Here is a 15,357-nt window from a genome sequence, read left to right as displayed (position 1 = left end):
GCAGTCTCGCAAGGCCTGCCTGGCTTGGAAAAGGGGGTAGCTGTTGACAGGAATACAATCAGACGAGACCTGACACCTACGAATATACGCAGGAACCCGCGCGTGACGACTACACCGCCATGTTTGCCGAGCTCGAGTTCACACTGGACGGCGAACGCCGGATGACGCTGTCGACTACGGTCCGCGTCACCGCGCCGGCGGATACGCCACTGCCCCAATCGACGGCCACCGGCGACTGACCCCGCGGCGCGCGCTATGGCCGTCTGGCAACGTACGCGTAGTAGTTGCTGCTGCCAAAGAAGACGCCCGTCTCGGAATCACGCCGCAGATCCGCCGCCCAGGCCGCCGCCTCATCCCCCGTCATGGCGTCCGACTCAGTGAGAAGCTGCCGGTACACCTCGATGGCCGATGCCCAGAAGTCGGCCTCGCCCACCTCGGCGAGTACGTGTGGGAATGCCGCGACGAGCTCCAGTCCCGCCGCACGGAGCAATCGCGGCATCTGACGCATGATCCGGGGGTTCGTCACCACAGCGCTGATGAGGACCTCGTCGTGGACCTTCGCCCGTTCCGGATCGGCATGGTCGAACGTCAACGACGCGTAGTCGCCATCGAAGATGGCCAGCATGCCGCCGGGCCGGACGACCCTGGCCGCCTCCCGGACCATCGCTGCCGGGTCCCCGGCGTGGCTGAGTAGCGTATGGGCGACGACGGCATCGAACGTGCCATCGGCCACCGCGAGGTCGCTCGTATCGCCACTGCCGAAGGTCGTGCGCCGGGCAAGGCCTTCCTCATGGGCAAGGCGGTCGGCGACCGCTGCGAGGTAGGCACTGAGATCCACACCGGTAACGTGCCCGGTAAACGCCTCGCGCCGGGCAATGGCACGACCCGCCACGCCGGTGCCGCAACCCATGTCCAGGACAGAGCCGGCGCGGTCGATGTCCATGGCGTCGAGATATTCCGCGAGCATCGTCGTGAAAAGCGGATGCCGACCACGGGCCTCGAAACGTTCGGCCAGCACGGCAAGCGTCTCCTCGTCGAGCTGGTCGGTTCGGCCGAATGGATCCACCCTGCTCATCGCATCACCTGCCTGGCGCCTGAAGCGCCACCATCCACGCACCCCGTAGACCAGTCGGACGGTATCGGGAAGCCTTCGAAGCAGTGTAGATACCGGGATTACCGATGCCATCGACCACCGGATAGAAGGCGCATCACCGGGCTGTGGGCTACACGTACTGTCCGGCCGCGTGCCCGGACGCCCAGGCCCACTGGAAATTGTGCCCACCGAGATGACCGGTGACGTCCACGACCTCACCGATGAAGTAAAGACCCGGATGGTCACGACACGCCATGGTCTTGGACGACAGCGCGCCAGTGTCCACGCCGCCCAGTGTCACTTCCGCGGTGCGGTAGCCTTCGGTGCCCGACGGCCAGACCACCCACGGCTTGCATACCTGCTCCACCCGGCGGATATCCTCGTTGCCGAGCCGTTCCAGGGGCTTGTTATCGAGCCACAACTCGCACCAGCGCTGGGCGATCCGTTTGGTCAATACCTCGGCGAGTAGATTCTTCAGCCCGAGTTTCGGCCGTTCCCGGCGCATTCTTCGCAGGTGCTCGACGACATCGAGCTCCGGAAACAGGTCGATCTCCAGCGGCCGGCCGGGCTGCCAATAGGAAGACGCCTGCAGCACCGCGGGCCCACTCAACCCGCGATGCGTGAACAGGAGGTTCTCGCGGAAGGCCGTGCCATCGGCCGCCGTCACCGTATCCAGCGATATGCCGGCGAGATCCTGAAGCTGACGCAGCCGTCGCCCGTCCAGGGTGACCGGCACCAGCGCCGCCCGCGTCGGCCGAACGGGAATGCCAAGCGATGCCGCGAACTCGAACCCGAAGCCAGTGGCTCCCATTTTCGGAATGGAGTAACCACCCGTAGCAATCACGAGCGATTCACAGGTCACTGGCCCATCCGGCGTGTCCAGGCGATGCGGCTCGCCCGTACGGACGTTGGCGACCGGCGAGCGGGTACGCACCCTCGCCCCCACGGCCTCGCATTCGGCCAGCAACAGGCGAACGATGTCCTTGGAGGAACGGTCGCAGAAGAGCTGTCCGAGCTTCTTCTCGTGGTAGGGAATGCCATGTTGCTCGACCAGCGCGATGAAGTGCCAGGGCGTGAAGCGGCTGAGAGCGGACTTCGCGAAATGCGGATTCGCGGATATGAAGTGATCCGGCTCCGAGTACATGTTCGTGAAATTGCACCGGCCGCCGCCGGACATGAGGATCTTCTTGCCCACCTTGTTGGCGTGATCCAGCACCAGAACGCGCCGGCCACGCGCGCCCGCCGTGATCGCGCACATGAGCCCGGCGGCACCGGCGCCGATGATGACCACGTCCCAGTGCCGGGATGTCTCGGTAGCGTCTGTCATGCGGCGCGATTCTACGCGAACGCCACAACAACTCGCTGCACCCGGGCACTCCACACCGCCGTCGAGACACCCCGTCCATCCCGCGCCATGGGGACGAAGTCCGCACGCGCTTGCCCGAGGCCGGGAGACCTCACTGACCCAGGCGTCCGGGGTTGAGCTGCCAGCTCGCCAATGTAAGCGCCACAGCGAGGCTCACCCACCCGAGGTACGGCAACATCAGCATGCCGGCAAGTCGCCGCACCCGCCAGAATGCCACCGCTGTAGCGACGATCAGGATCCACAAGGCCCCCGCATCAAGCAGCGCCAGTGCTCCCTGCCGCCAGACGAAGAACAGCCAGCTCCACAGCGCATTGACAACGAGCTGGATAACGAACAGCCCCATGGCCACACGTGCCCCGCCAAGGCCGCGTTCGCGCCAGACGAGCCAAGCGGCGACGGCCATCATGAGATAAAGCGCGCTCCACACCGGCGCGAACATGCCCGCCGGCGGGGCCCAGGCCGGCCGGGCGAGCTGCTGATAGAACGCTGCCGCGTCGACGGACGCCGCCGCTGCGACGCCGGCAGCGGCAAACGTTACGGCAAGCCAGACCAACAGGCCGACGAGCTGCTTCCACGGTGACATGTCACCATCCCTATCCGCGGCTGTGTCAGGGCGGCGCATCGCGGCGATGCGTCGCGTCCCCGCCGCCGGAGCTGACGCCGGCAGCAGCCCGGCGCCGTTCACGCTGCCAGGCCGGGCGTGTCTGCCGGTACACCCGGACGGCCCGTCCGTGATACTGCGCCAAGCCGGACAGGTGGAACCCGGCCTTCTCGGCAACGCGTTGAGAAGCACGGTGGTCGGGCTCGATGAGTGCAACGACACCGGTCAGCCGTCGACGCCCGAAGGCGTGATCGAGCACCAGGGTGACGGCCTCGGTCGCGATACCACGCCCCCAGAACGAACGCGCAAAGCGGTAACCGACGTGCACCTCCGGCTTATCGTTGACGGTCGTCGGACTCAAGCCACAGAAGCCCACCAACGCCGTCGTCGCCTTCTCCACGACTGCCCATGGGCCGAAACCTTCGTCCCGGTAGAGGGCGCGGGTCCATTCGAGGAAATGCCGCGTTTCCACTTCACTCAATACCCCGCCGATGGAATACCGCATGACCGCGGGATCCGCCAGAATGGCGGCAAGCCCGGGCAAGTCATCGAGGGTGAGCTCACGCAACAGCAGCCGGCGCGTCTCGGCAACGTTCATCGTTCCCTCCCTGGCATTCGACAGCGGCGGGCACATCCCCGCCCTCGACAACGTCAGCGAGCCATGCACAGCGCTGCTCATCAGACAGGGTGTGTGTCGGCACGGGCAACGCTGCGCCGGTGAAGCATCCGCCGGCAACACCCAGCATGCCCGGGAACGCCGCGACGCGCCAATACAGCGTTGTTCCGCAACGGGTGCAGAAATGGCGGTGCTGATAGGTACGCTCGTTGTCGATGCGGTACTGGTTGGTGCTGCCGTGGAGGGCGATCACCGCATCGTCCGGATAGTAAACCGAAACGCCGAATGCGCTCCCAGTCCGTCGCTTGCAATTGCCACAGTGGCAAACGGCCACCAGCGCCGGCTCGCCGCGCACTTCCACGCGGCACTGGCGACAGCGGCACTCGGCCGTTCGTGTCATCGCCCCTCCCTGCGTCCATCATCGCCGCGACGCGACCGTCGCCACACAACGACTCCCGTGGACACCGCATTTTGCCCCGACGTGGTACCTCCCCGCGACGGCGTCCCGACGCCATCCTGCAGCGTCACGCACCAGTCGTCGACGTCGTGGTCGCCTGTGCGCGAGCGGGCGGAGGCGCGGCGCGATTGCCGCGTCACACCGGCCGTCTATACGGTTCATTCACGGAGGCAATTCCGTGAGGCCGGCATGGACCGCTGCCGTCACTCACCGCGCGGAACGCTGACGTATCGCAACACCAGGAGAGAACAGCGCGATGGCGAAACTCGATCTCCAGGCGGTCAAGGCCGTTGTAGGCGACACGCCCCACATGCATCTCGACCAGGCCGAGCGGCTCACCGATTTCATCGCCGAGAAGGGCATCCGGGAGGTCCTGGAACTCGGCTTCGCCCACGGGGTGTCCACTTGCTACATGGCCGCCGCACTCTCCCATCTCGGCGGCGGCCACATCCTGACCATCGACCGGGAAGCGGCGCGGGAACGCAGCCCCAACATCGAACAGTTGCTCGAGCAGCTCGGCGAACGCGACCGAGTCACCGTCAGCTACGAGCCGAGCTCGTACACGTGGCGGCTGATGAAGATGCTCGAGGAAGATCCACGGCCGCGATTCGACTTCTGCTATCTCGACGGCGCCCATACCTGGGCGGTGGACGGCTTCGCCTTCCTTCTGGTCGACCGACTGCTCAAGCCCGGCGGCTGGATCATCTTCGATGACCTGAACTGGAGTCACGACCGCAGCCCGATGCTCGCCAACAGCGAGCTCCTCAACGAGATCCCCGCCGAGGAGCGGTCCACGCCGCAGGTCCGGAAAGTCTACGAGCTGCTCGTCAAGCCACACCCGGCCTACCACAACTTTATGGAAGACCACGGCTGGGCCTATGCCCAGAAACGCGAGGACGCCACGCACGGGGTGCGGGAGAAAGAGGTCGTCGTCGAACGCGTGGTCGAGGTGGAAAAAGAGTATCTGGGCCTCGGCGGGCTGCTGATGCGCATCGCCAAACGCCTGCAACGCCCGGGCGGACGCGCCGCCCCGGCGCGCTGACGCCCACGGCCCTCGAGGGCGGCCACGAGCGCCGCATATCGGCGCCCCGACCCCGCCTGTCTTACACTGGCAGCACACTCACCCCACGGCGCGCGACTTCGCGCACCGTGGGCGGCTTCGTCGGCCCACGCCGCATGCGTGGGCCGACGCTGCTGATCGCTTTGGTAGTCACAGGCGGAGGCACGGCTATGCCCGCTGCTCGATTCCTGCGTGGCCCCGGCTGGCGCAGGCTCGTCGACGCGGTACTCAATCCCGAACCCGATCCGGCGGTGGCGGAAACGATTGCCGAACGCGCCCGCGAGCAGGCACCGGTACTATGGCTGCTCGGCAAAGTGCAATCGGGCAAGACCTCCATCGTACGCGCGATCACCGGCGCGGAACGCGCCGAGATCGGCAGCGGGTTCAAGGCCTGCACCCGGCGATCCCAGCTCTACGAATTCCCCCCGCAAGCGCCGGTCGTGCGCTTCCTGGACACCCGCGGCCTGGGCGAGGTGGACTACGACCCCACCGAAGACCTCGCCGTGCTGGAAGGTCACGCACATGCCGTCGTGGCGGTGGTGCGCGCCATGGACCCTCAGCAACGCGCTCTCGTGGACGTTCTCCGCGATGTACGCCGCCGCCACCCGGACTGGACGGTGGTGCTGGTACAGACCTGCCTCCACGAGGGCTACCCCGACGAGCGTGATCACCCGCAGCATGCCGAGCTCACCACCGCCCCCGGTCTCGACGACCTCCGGCGCGCCCTGGAGACACAAGCACGGGACTTTCGCGCCCTGCCGGGTTCGGGCGCCGTGCACACCGTCGCCGTGGACCTGACCCGGCAGGAGGAAGGGTTCACGGATCCGGACTACGGCCTCGACGCCCTGCTGGACGCCCTCGACGACGCCTGCTTCCGGGGTCATGCCACACTCATCCGCGATATCGCCAGCCACGCGCGCGATGCCCGCCTCGCCCAGGTGCATCCACATCTGCTGGGCTACGCCACCGCCGCCGGCGTGAGCGATCTGGTGCCGGTGGTGGGATTCGTCACCGTACCGACGCTGCAGGGCAAGATGCTGCACAGCGTCGCGGTACTCTACGGGGTGGCATGGAACCGGCGTACCCTGCGGGAGTTCCTTGCGTCACTGGGCTCCGGCACCGCACTCGGTATCGGTGCGAGCTTCACGGCGCGACAGCTCGCGAAGCTCATCCCCGTCTACGGCCAGCTCGCGGGCGCGGCAGCCGCGGGGCTCGCCAGTGCGGCCGTGACCTACGCCCTCGGTCGGGCGGCGTGCTACTACCTGGAGCAGGTGCGCCTGGGGCAGCGCGATCCCGAAGGCGTCGCCGACACCTATCGCGGTGCGCTCAAGGAAGCCTACGAGCTCTTTCGACGCCGCCAGCGTGCCACCGCCGACCGCGATCCTACACAGCCATGAAAGTTCGTCTGCCGAAATGGTGGCGCTGGTGGGCCCTGGTACTCGGGTTCGCCGCCGTCGCGCTGCCGTTCGCGGCGCTCGTGCCACTGGGCGCCCTATGGCTGTGGCAGCAGGGGTGGCTGCTATGGTGGCTGGCCGCTGCCGCAGGTGTCAGCCTCGCGGGCTTCGGCTACGCCCGGTGGCTCCGCCACCGCGCCCAGCGCACCCGCGAGCACGCGCGAGACGACACCCCCGACGAGCCCGTTTCGGCCCCCGACGTGGACTGGGCTGCACGGGAGTTGACGGCCTGGGAGGCGGTGCGGGCCCTGTCAGTCGAGGTGGACCCGGCGATCGTCGCCGACCATCGCCTCATGCTGGCGGCGGCACGAACGACCATCGAACGCGTGGCCAGGCACTACCATCCAGAGCAACGCTATCCCCTGTGGCGTTTCACCGTCCCGGAGGCGCTGCTGCTCACCGAGCGTGTCAGCGCCCGGCTACGGGTAGTCATCCTGGACCATGTGCCTGGCTCGCACATGATTCACGCCGGCCAGCTACTGCGCCTGTGGGACTTCAAGCCGGCGGCGGAACGGGGCGTGCGCCTGTTCCGCGGGGTAACCGCCGTCTATCGCATCGCCCGTCTCGCCAACCCCGCCGCAGCGCTGCTGGCGGAAGCCCGGGAGCGGGTGTTCTCCGCATTCATGGGCGACGCCGGTACCTATCTGCGCCGCCGCGGCGCCCAGATCTGGGTGGAGGAAGTCGGTCGCGCAGCGATCGAGCTCTACTCCGGGCGCCTGCGTGTGGATGCCAACCGCCTCGACGATGCCGCAGCGCCGGGGGCACTCGGTCCCGGCGCCGCCATTGCCGAGCTACCGGGGCCACTGCGCCTCGTGATCGCCGGGCAAACCAAAGCCGGCAAATCGAGCCTGGTCAACGCGCTCCTCGGCGAGGTGGCTGCCGGCGTGGATGCACTGCCACTGACGAGCGGTTTCAGCGGTTACGAGCTGCGCCGGGACGACGCTCCCGAGGCAGTGCTCATCGATAGCCCCGGGCTCGACGACGAACCCGCCACCGCCGCCGTAATCGACTGCGCCGCCGATGGCGACTGCCTGCTCTGGGTGGTTCCCGCCCATCGTGCCGATCGGGCAGCCGACCGGGCCGCACTCGATGCCGTGCGCCGCCGCTTCGCCGAGAATCTCCAACGCACCGCACCGCCGTTGATCGTCGTCGCCAGCCACATCGACCAGCTGACGCCGATGCGCGAGTGGGCGCCACCTTACGACATCGACGAGCCGTCGGGCGCCAAGGCGCACGCGATTCGCGAGGCATTGGAGGCCATCGCCGACGACCTGAACGTGCCCCTGGAGAGCGTCGTGCCGATGCGTCTCGATCCGCCCTCCCGGGTTTACAACATCGAGCTGCTGTGGGCGCTTCTCGCGCAGCGGTTCGAAGCCGCCCAACGCGGGCGCGTGCTGCGAATCAGCCGCTCGCTGCCGCGCCGCGACTGGCGCACCGTACTCGAGCAGGCGGGCCGCGCGGGTCTGGGTATCGTCCGCCACATCTCACGCTGAGAGAATCAGGCCGGATTGCAACCGGGAGCCATGCCACCTATAACCTGAAAAGGCACGGTGCCACAGTGCCGGCGTCGGACCGTGCATGGAGTGGCCATGAACCGCGACCGCCCCCACCCCATCCGCGTCATCGAGCACGTCGAGATTCCGATGGCCGACGGCTACCGCCTGGCCGCCAAGATCTGGCTGCCCGCCGACGCCGAGCAACGGCCGGTGCCGGCGGTACTCGAGTACATCCCCTACCGCAAGCGGGACTTCAAAGCCGTGCGCGATGCCGGCATTCACGGCTTCTTCGCCGCTCAGGGCTACGCCGGTGTCCGCGTCGATTTGCGTGGCAGCGGCGATTCCGACGGCGTACTGCAGGACGAGTACCTGCCGCAGGAGCTGGACGACGGCCTGGCGGTCATCCGATGGCTCGCCAGGCAGCCCTGGTGCAACGGCCGAGTCGGCATGTTCGGCTTGTCCTGGGGCGGTTTCAACGCACTGCAACTCGCCGCATTGCAACCGCCGGAGCTCGGCGCGGTGATCAGTGTCTGCTCATCGGACGACCGTTACGCCACCGACGTTCACTACATGGGCGGCTGCCTGCTTACCGACAACCTCTCCTGGGCATCGACCATGTTCGCCTATAATTCCTGCCCCCCGGATCCGGCGGTGGTGGGCGAGCGCTGGCGGACGCTGTGGCTCGATCGCCTGCAGAGCAGCGGCCTGTGGCTGGCCAACTGGCTGCACCACCAGCGTCGCGATGCGTTCTGGAAACATGGCTCCGTGTGCGAGGACTACACCGCCATCCGCTGCCCGGTATTCGCCGTTAGCGGCTGGGCGGACGGTTACACCAACACCGTTTTTCACCTCATGGAAAACCTGCAGGTGCCGCGGCGCGGTCTGGTCGGTCCCTGGGGCCACAAGTACCCGCACATGGGCGGCCCGGGACCGAGCATGGACTTCCTGGGCGAGTGCGTGCGCTGGTGGGATCGCTGGCTCGGTGATGGCGACGCCTCCGTGGACGCCGATCCCATGCTTCAGGTCTGGATGCAGGACAGCGTCTCGCCGTTGCTGACTGACCGCCCGGGACACTGGGTGGCAGTCCAGAACTGGCCGAGCGAGGCGGTTCGGGCCCGGCGTTTCGCGATCTCACGCGGCTGCATCGAGGCGTCCGCGACAACCGTGAGCGACGAGGCGCTCGAGGTGCGCAGCCCGCTCAGTGTCGGGCTGTTCGCCGGCAAATGGTGCAGCTATGCCGAATCCACGGACCTGCCCACCGACCAGCGCGAGGAGGACGGCGGCTCATTGCTGCTCGACAGCGCACCGCTGGAAGAGGATCTCTACATCCTCGGCGCGCCCTCGCTGACCGTGACACTAACCGCTGACCGGCCCCAGGCCATGATCGCCGCGCGCCTGTCGGACATCGCACCCGACGGGGCCGTGAACCGCGTTACCTACGGGTTGCTGAATCTCTCCCACCGCTTCGGACACGAGACGCCGGAGCCCCTGATACCCGGCCACCGGGAAGCGGTCATGATACCGCTCAATTATGTCGCCCAGCATTTCCCGGCGGGGCATCGCCTGCGGGTGGCGGTATCCACTTCATACTGGCCGCTGGCCTGGCCGGCGCCCGAGCCACCGGCACTCACCCTGCACACCCATGGCAGCCACCTGACGCTCCCGGTCTATCGGCCACAGCCGACGGACGGCGACCCACTGGCGTTCGATATCGCACGCGTCGCCGAGTCCCCCCCGACGACACTGCTGGCCCCGGCACACCGCGAATGGCAGGTCAACTACAACCTGGCAACCAATGAGGCCGCATTGCTCGTTACCAACAATGACAAGCACTACCGCCTGGATGACATCGACCTGACCCTGCGATCGGAGGTCACCGAGCGCTATTCATACCAGAGCAACAACTACGACACGGTGCGCGGGGAAGTGAGCGCGCTACGCGCACTCGGGCGCCCGGGCTGGCAGGTGGAGACGCACACCCACACGGTGCTCACGTCAAGCCGTACGCACTTTCGCATACGGGCAACACTGGACGCCTACGAGGGGGATACGCGCGTGTTCGCCAACAACTGGGACGAGACGATCCCTCGGGATCACATCTGAACCACAACAGACACCGCGGCAAGGGGCGCGTGCTCCGGCAACGCCACCAACGCCCCGGGAGTGGGACCGGCAATGAGCTCCGACAAGCGGAAGGTCTTCGTCGTGGGGCTGGACGCTGCCAATCTGGCACACCTGCACCGCCTTCCGCGGGCGGCGGATTGCACATTTCACGCCGCGCTCGAGATCGGGGACATTCGCGGGGTGGACCATTACGATCTCCCGGCGCTCATCGACACGGCGGCGCAACGAATGCAGGCGAACGGCCCCCCGTCGGCGGTCATCGCCTACTTCGACTTCCCCGCCTCAACACTCGTGCCGATCCTCGCCGCGCGCTTCGGGCTTCCCGGACCCAGCCTGCGTAGCGTGCTCGAGTGCGAGCACAAGTACTGGAGCCGGCGCCAGCAGCAGACGATCATCCCGGAGCACATTCCCCGCTTTCGGGCCTTCGATCCGTGCAGCGCCACCGGCGGATCCGGCCTGCCCATGCCACCGCCGTTCTGGGTCAAGCCGATCAAGTCGTATCGCTCCTACATGGGGTTCCTCGTCAACGACGAACCCGAATTCCTCGCATGCACGGCTCAGCTCTGTGCCCACGCCGGCTATATCGTCGAGCCTTTTCGTGCGTTGCTGCGGGCATATCACATGCCCGCGGATATCGCCGACATGCCCGAGACATGCCTGGCGGAGAGCCTCATAGGAGGCGCGCAGTGCACCGCCGAGGGGTACGTATGGGACGGTGAACCCGCGATCTATGGCGTCGTCGACTCGATTCGCGAGCGCGACCGTTCTTCCTTCGCCCGCTATCAATACCCCTGCTCGCTGCCCACTGCCGTGCAGCAGCGCATGGCGGACATCGCTTGCCGGGCGGTACGTCGCAGCGGACTGGATAACGCCTGTTTCAACGCGGAGCTGTTCTGGGACCAGTCGATCGATCACGTGTGGCTGCTGGAGATCAACCCACGCCTGTCACAGGCCCACACGGAGATATTCGAGCTGGTCCACGGCGTCTCACATCACAAGCATGCGCTCGACATCGCACTCGGCTACCATCCCTCGCCGCTCCCTTCGACCGGATCTTACCCCATGGCGGCGAACTGTCACGTGCGCGTGTTTCACGACGGCCGCGTGAAACGGGTGCCGAGCGCCGACGAGTGCCGACGGGTCGCCGACGAGATACCCGGTACGAGTGTCCGGGTACGCGTGCGCCGTGGCCAACGCCTCTGCGAACTGACCAACGAGGACAGCTACAGCTACGAAGTGGCCAATGTCTTCGTCGGCGGCGCCGACGAGCTCGAGCTGCTGGAGAAGTATCACCGCGCGCTCGACATACTCACCTTCGAAATCGAGCGCACCGATTGAGTCCTGGATCGGTTCGTACTGGCCCGAGCGGCCCCGAAGGGCGTGCCACAGCGGCGTCTGGACTGCGTTGACGTTTTCGTAAAGGGCTACGGCCATTCACTGCGAACGCCGCTTTGCCAGACCGTCGCCGTGGCACGCAGAGGCACGCGGAAATCGCTCGGCGTTTCCCTAAATGGGCCGCCCGACGCGCGTGCGTGGCCATCGTCTTACAACGGCCGGAACGCCACCTGCTGGACGAAGTCCACATTGCCGCGGTCATAGGGGCGGCGCAGATCGCCGTAGCGCTCGACGTTGGCGAAGCCGGCATCTTCCAGGAGATGGGTCAGGTAGTCCTGGCGCAACGGATACATGTTCAGTTGGAACGTCGCGCCATCGGCAAAGACGTACTGGAACTTCGCCAGCGTCCGGGTGAGCTCCACCGGCCCGACGTCGACGCCATCGCCGGTATAGCAGAACTCGTGTTTCGAACTGTAACCCTCGTCGAGCATGCTGTCGTAGTTACGCTGATCCATGATCAGCATGCCGCCCGGACGAAGCACGCGACGGATCGCGCGCAGCGCATCGCGCCGGTCTTCATGGTCGAAGAGGTGGGTGAACGAGTTGCCGAGACAGACCACGGCATCGTAGCTCTCCGTACCCAGCGTCTCGTCGAGCGCGAGCCAGTCGACGACATGGGTATCGGCGAAGGTCACACCGTAGGCCTTCGCGTTCTCCTGCGCCTTGGCGATCATGTTCTCGGAACCATCGGCCGCCGTCACCCGGAAGCCTGCGCGGGCCAGCGAAACCGCGTTGACGCCGGTACCGGTGGCGATATCGAGCACGTCGCGGGCGCCGTGGGCGTTCAGCAGGCGGTTGTAGAACGCCCCCTCGCGCGCCAGCCGGGATTCCCAGCCGACCAGGTCGTCCCAGTAGTCGGCAAAGCTCGGGGTGTACTGCTGGTATTGATTGCCCTTGTCGGAATTGAGCACCGCGGACATTGATTATTCCTCACTCATTGCGTGGTCACGATCGGCCCGACGGAGGCGCGCTCCGACGGGCCTGCCCGCCCATCGGTAGACGGCTTGGCCGTCGCCCGGCGGAACCGCCCCGCCGGGTGGTCAGCGATGGGAGCGGCGGACCCTGACCGGCACCGAGTGGCACTCGGAGGCCGGTGTCCGACCACGACCGACAGCTACCCTAGGGCAGAGAGCGGAAAAGACACAGATTCAGTTATGACAAATGGAGACCATCACAGTTTTGTCTGGCAACCTGTGAGCCTGAACCAGACCCCATAAAGGTGCCGGCGCGGGCTGCCCCGTGACACCGGTGTCGTGGAAGACAACGCAGCATGGGCCAGTATCTCTACGAGCAAGTAGCGGCACAGATCGTCGCGCAGATCGAGCACGGCACCTACGCGCCGGGCGACCGCCTGCCCGGCGTGCGCACGCTGCGCCGCCAGTTCGGCGTGAGCATCGCCACGGCGAAAGCGGCCTGCGAGCTGCTGGAGCAACGCGAGGTCGTGGAGGCCCGGCCACGCTCGGGCTTTTACGTGCGCGACGCCGCGCTCAACGTCCCATCGGCGCCGGATACGAGCCCGCCCGCGGACGGTCCGTCGCTGGTCTCGGGCCAGGAACGGGTGCTGGCACTGGTGCAGGCGCACAATGACCCATCCGTGGTGTCTTTCGGCGCCGCCGCGCCGGATGCGGCATTTCTGCCCACCGCCGCCCTGGACCGGGCATTCGCGCGGGTGCGCCGGCGCCTGCCACGCCGTATCGCCGCTTACGACTTCCCGCCTGGCAGCGAGGCGCTTCGCGTGCACATAGCCCGGCGCATGGCGCATGCCGGCTGTAACCTCGGTCCTGACGACATCGTCATCACCAGCGGCTGCCAGGAAGCGCTGGTCGTCAGCCTTCGCGCCGTCGCCGAGCCCGGCGATGTCATCGCCATCGAGTCACCCGCTTTCTACGGCATCCTGCAGGCCATCGAATCCCTGGGCATGCGCGCGCTCGAAGTCGCTACCGATCCGGCGACGGGCATGGTCCCCGAGGCGCTGGAGCGGGCGCTGACCGCGTGGCCGGTGCGTGCCTGCGTGATGATGCCGAGCTTCGGGAATCCGCTGGGTCACCTGGCCCCCGACTCGCGCAAAGCCGAGCTGGTCGCGCTGCTGCGGGCCAGCGGCGTTCCCCTGATCGAGGACGACGTCTACGGCGAGCTCCCCTTCGACGCCCCGCGGCCATGGGCCGCCAAAGCACATGACGAAACCGGCGACGTGCTCTACTGCAGCTCGTTCTCCAAGACCCTCGGCTGCGGCCTGCGCGTGGGCTGGGTAGCGCCCGGCCGCTATCGCGACCGCGTGACCTACCTGAAGTACGCCGCCAGCCAGGCCACGCCGACAATGCTCACCCTCGCCGTCGCCGACTACCTGGATCAGGGCGGCTACGACCGTTTTCTTCGCCAGGTACGCCGCCGCTACGAACGGCACGTCCAGCACGTGATCAACCGCGTGACGCGTCATTTCCCCGCCGGCACGCGCATCACGCGACCACGCGGCGGATTCGTGGTCTGGGTGGTGCTGCCGGAAGGTACGGACACCATGGCCCTGCAACGCCAGGCCCTCGCGGCCGGCATCAGCGTGGCACCGGGGCCGATCTTCTCGCCCGCCGACCGTTACCGGAACTGCCTGCGGCTCAACTGCGCGCAACCGTGGACGGACGAGGTGGAAGCCGCAATGGCCCGACTCGGCGAGCTTGCCCGTGAAGCGGCTCCCATCGCCACGGTCTGGTAGCGGGAAAACTCACATCTGTGCCCATGAGGCAAAACGTCTGTTCTGCTGCGGTGCAACAAAAACGGTTAGAATGGGCACAATCTTCGAGACAGCTAACCGCGGAGGCCCACCGCAATGTTCAGGCAACTCCTTCAACGTGTTCTACCCGCCTGCATCACCAGTGACCGGGAGCGCGAGATCCGCCATGCCGTCCGGGAACTGCGGTCCTTGAGCAATCACGAGCTCAGTGACCTCGGCATCCCGCGCTCGCAGATCGAGCAGTGCGTGCGCTACGGGCGTCCGGGCGTGGACCACCACAGTGCCCCGACCGGCCCGATGCACCGCACGGCCAATCCGCAGGCACAGAACGCTGCAGCCAGCAACGACGCGTTCGACCATCGGGACCTGGCGGCCTGACCCACACCGCCAGCCTTCCGGCGGACGTGCATCCCGCATGAAAGGCCCACCGCGGGCCACGTCTGCCGCCGCGGCGCGCTGATCCCGTCGACCGCACCGCCACGCGGGACACTGACACCGCCTGCTCAATAGACCGTCACATTGATGGCCGAGATCACGCCGGCCTATCGGTGCGGCGGCCTCGGCGCACGGCACCACTCAGCGATTCACGCCTCCCTCTCCAGGCGCCCTTGCGCGTGCGCAGGACGGTGAGCGCCCACCGTGCGAACCGTGTCTTTTCCCTTCTGTCATGAATCCTGTGATGTTGCGATGCAGCAAATCCAATGCGAAATCGCTATAGTGACAACCGACAGCAAGGTATTCGGCTACGGAGGTAAACCGATATGTTCAAGCAAGCGATTCACCGTCTCCTGCCGACCGCTATGCTCAGCGACGAAGAGCGCGAGATTCGCCGGGCGATCCGGGAGCTCCAGCAGTACAGTGATTATGAGCTCGCCGATCTCGGCATTCCCCGTGCGCAAATCGAGGAGTGCGTGCGTTACGGGCGGCCGGAGGTCATGCAGAGCCCGACGACGACCGGCCCGGGACTCGG

General features: G+C 66.8%; 13 protein-coding genes and 1 pseudogene. 8 read left to right on the top strand and 6 right to left on the bottom strand.

Annotated elements, in window-relative coordinates:
- Nucleotides 1-253 precede the first annotated feature (253 nt).
- The 5 genes from ACPEES_RS19835 to ACPEES_RS19815 form a co-directional block, all read right to left on the bottom strand.
- Nucleotides 254-1,075, bottom strand: a complete 822-nt coding sequence (locus ACPEES_RS19835; protein WP_435105503.1) for a methyltransferase domain-containing protein — start codon at nucleotides 1,073-1,075, stop codon at nucleotides 254-256.
- Between the two features lie 148 nt (nucleotides 1,076-1,223).
- A complete protein-coding gene (locus tag ACPEES_RS19830) occupies nucleotides 1,224-2,420 on the bottom strand; it encodes an NAD(P)/FAD-dependent oxidoreductase (RefSeq protein ID WP_435105501.1) in 1,197 nt (398 codons plus the stop codon).
- A 130-nt stretch (nucleotides 2,421-2,550) separates the two neighbouring features.
- Nucleotides 2,551-3,042, bottom strand: a complete 492-nt coding sequence (locus tag ACPEES_RS19825) for a TspO/MBR family protein (protein WP_435105500.1) — start codon at nucleotides 3,040-3,042, stop codon at nucleotides 2,551-2,553.
- 25 nt (nucleotides 3,043-3,067) lie between these two features.
- Entirely contained in the window at nucleotides 3,068-3,658 is a 591-nt protein-coding gene (locus ACPEES_RS19820; protein WP_435105497.1) for a GNAT family N-acetyltransferase, read from the bottom strand.
- Nucleotides 3,621-4,076 carry a GFA family protein gene (locus ACPEES_RS19815; RefSeq protein WP_435105496.1) on the bottom strand — a complete coding sequence of 152 codons (456 nt, stop codon included), beginning with the start codon at nucleotides 4,074-4,076 and terminating at the stop codon, nucleotides 3,621-3,623. Before ACPEES_RS19815 ends, ACPEES_RS19820 begins: the two co-directional genes overlap by 38 nt.
- A gap of 313 nt (nucleotides 4,077-4,389) precedes the next feature.
- Here ACPEES_RS19815 and ACPEES_RS19810 point away from each other — a divergent pair, with 313 nt between their 5' ends.
- From ACPEES_RS19810 to ACPEES_RS19790, 5 genes are all read left to right on the top strand, one after another.
- On the top strand, nucleotides 4,390-5,175 hold the full coding sequence (locus ACPEES_RS19810) for a class I SAM-dependent methyltransferase (protein WP_435105494.1): 786 nt from the start codon (nucleotides 4,390-4,392) through the stop codon (nucleotides 5,173-5,175).
- Between the two features lie 188 nt (nucleotides 5,176-5,363).
- Entirely contained in the window at nucleotides 5,364-6,590 is a 1,227-nt protein-coding gene (locus ACPEES_RS19805) for a YcjF family protein (RefSeq protein ID WP_435105492.1), read from the top strand.
- Entirely contained in the window at nucleotides 6,587-8,140 is a 1,554-nt protein-coding gene (locus ACPEES_RS19800; protein ID WP_435105490.1) for a GTPase family protein, read from the top strand. The genes ACPEES_RS19805 and ACPEES_RS19800 overlap by 4 nt, the downstream gene beginning before the upstream one ends.
- A gap of 96 nt (nucleotides 8,141-8,236) precedes the next feature.
- Nucleotides 8,237-10,246 carry a CocE/NonD family hydrolase gene (locus ACPEES_RS19795; RefSeq protein ID WP_435105488.1) on the top strand — a complete coding sequence of 670 codons (2,010 nt, stop codon included), beginning with the start codon at nucleotides 8,237-8,239 and terminating at the stop codon, nucleotides 10,244-10,246.
- A gap of 72 nt (nucleotides 10,247-10,318) precedes the next feature.
- Nucleotides 10,319-11,605, top strand: a complete 1,287-nt coding sequence (locus tag ACPEES_RS19790) for an ATP-grasp domain-containing protein (RefSeq protein ID WP_435105486.1) — start codon at nucleotides 10,319-10,321, stop codon at nucleotides 11,603-11,605.
- A gap of 206 nt (nucleotides 11,606-11,811) precedes the next feature.
- Here the strand turns inward: ACPEES_RS19790 and ACPEES_RS19785 are convergent, their stop codons facing one another.
- On the bottom strand, nucleotides 11,812-12,582 hold the full coding sequence (locus ACPEES_RS19785; protein ID WP_435105484.1) for a class I SAM-dependent methyltransferase: 771 nt from the start codon (nucleotides 12,580-12,582) through the stop codon (nucleotides 11,812-11,814).
- 350 nt (nucleotides 12,583-12,932) lie between these two features.
- Between ACPEES_RS19785 and ACPEES_RS19780 the strand changes: the two genes are divergently transcribed.
- The 3 genes and pseudogenes from ACPEES_RS19780 to ACPEES_RS19770 form a co-directional block, all read left to right on the top strand.
- Nucleotides 12,933-14,369, top strand: coding sequence for a PLP-dependent aminotransferase family protein (locus tag ACPEES_RS19780; RefSeq protein WP_435105482.1), 1,437 nt, complete (start codon nucleotides 12,933-12,935; stop codon nucleotides 14,367-14,369).
- A 114-nt stretch (nucleotides 14,370-14,483) separates the two neighbouring features.
- Nucleotides 14,484-14,765, top strand: a complete 282-nt coding sequence (locus tag ACPEES_RS19775) for a DUF1127 domain-containing protein (protein ID WP_435105480.1) — start codon at nucleotides 14,484-14,486, stop codon at nucleotides 14,763-14,765.
- A gap of 383 nt (nucleotides 14,766-15,148) precedes the next feature.
- A pseudogene (locus ACPEES_RS19770) lies at nucleotides 15,149-15,253 on the top strand (hypothetical protein); the annotation flags it as partial.
- Nucleotides 15,254-15,357 lie beyond the last annotated feature (104 nt).

The organism is Arhodomonas sp. AD133, from assembly GCF_051195215.1.
GTDB lineage: Bacteria > Pseudomonadota > Gammaproteobacteria > Nitrococcales > Nitrococcaceae > Arhodomonas.
The sequence above is the reverse complement of the archived record's forward strand: the minus strand, read 5'-3'. Positions and strand labels throughout refer to the sequence as shown.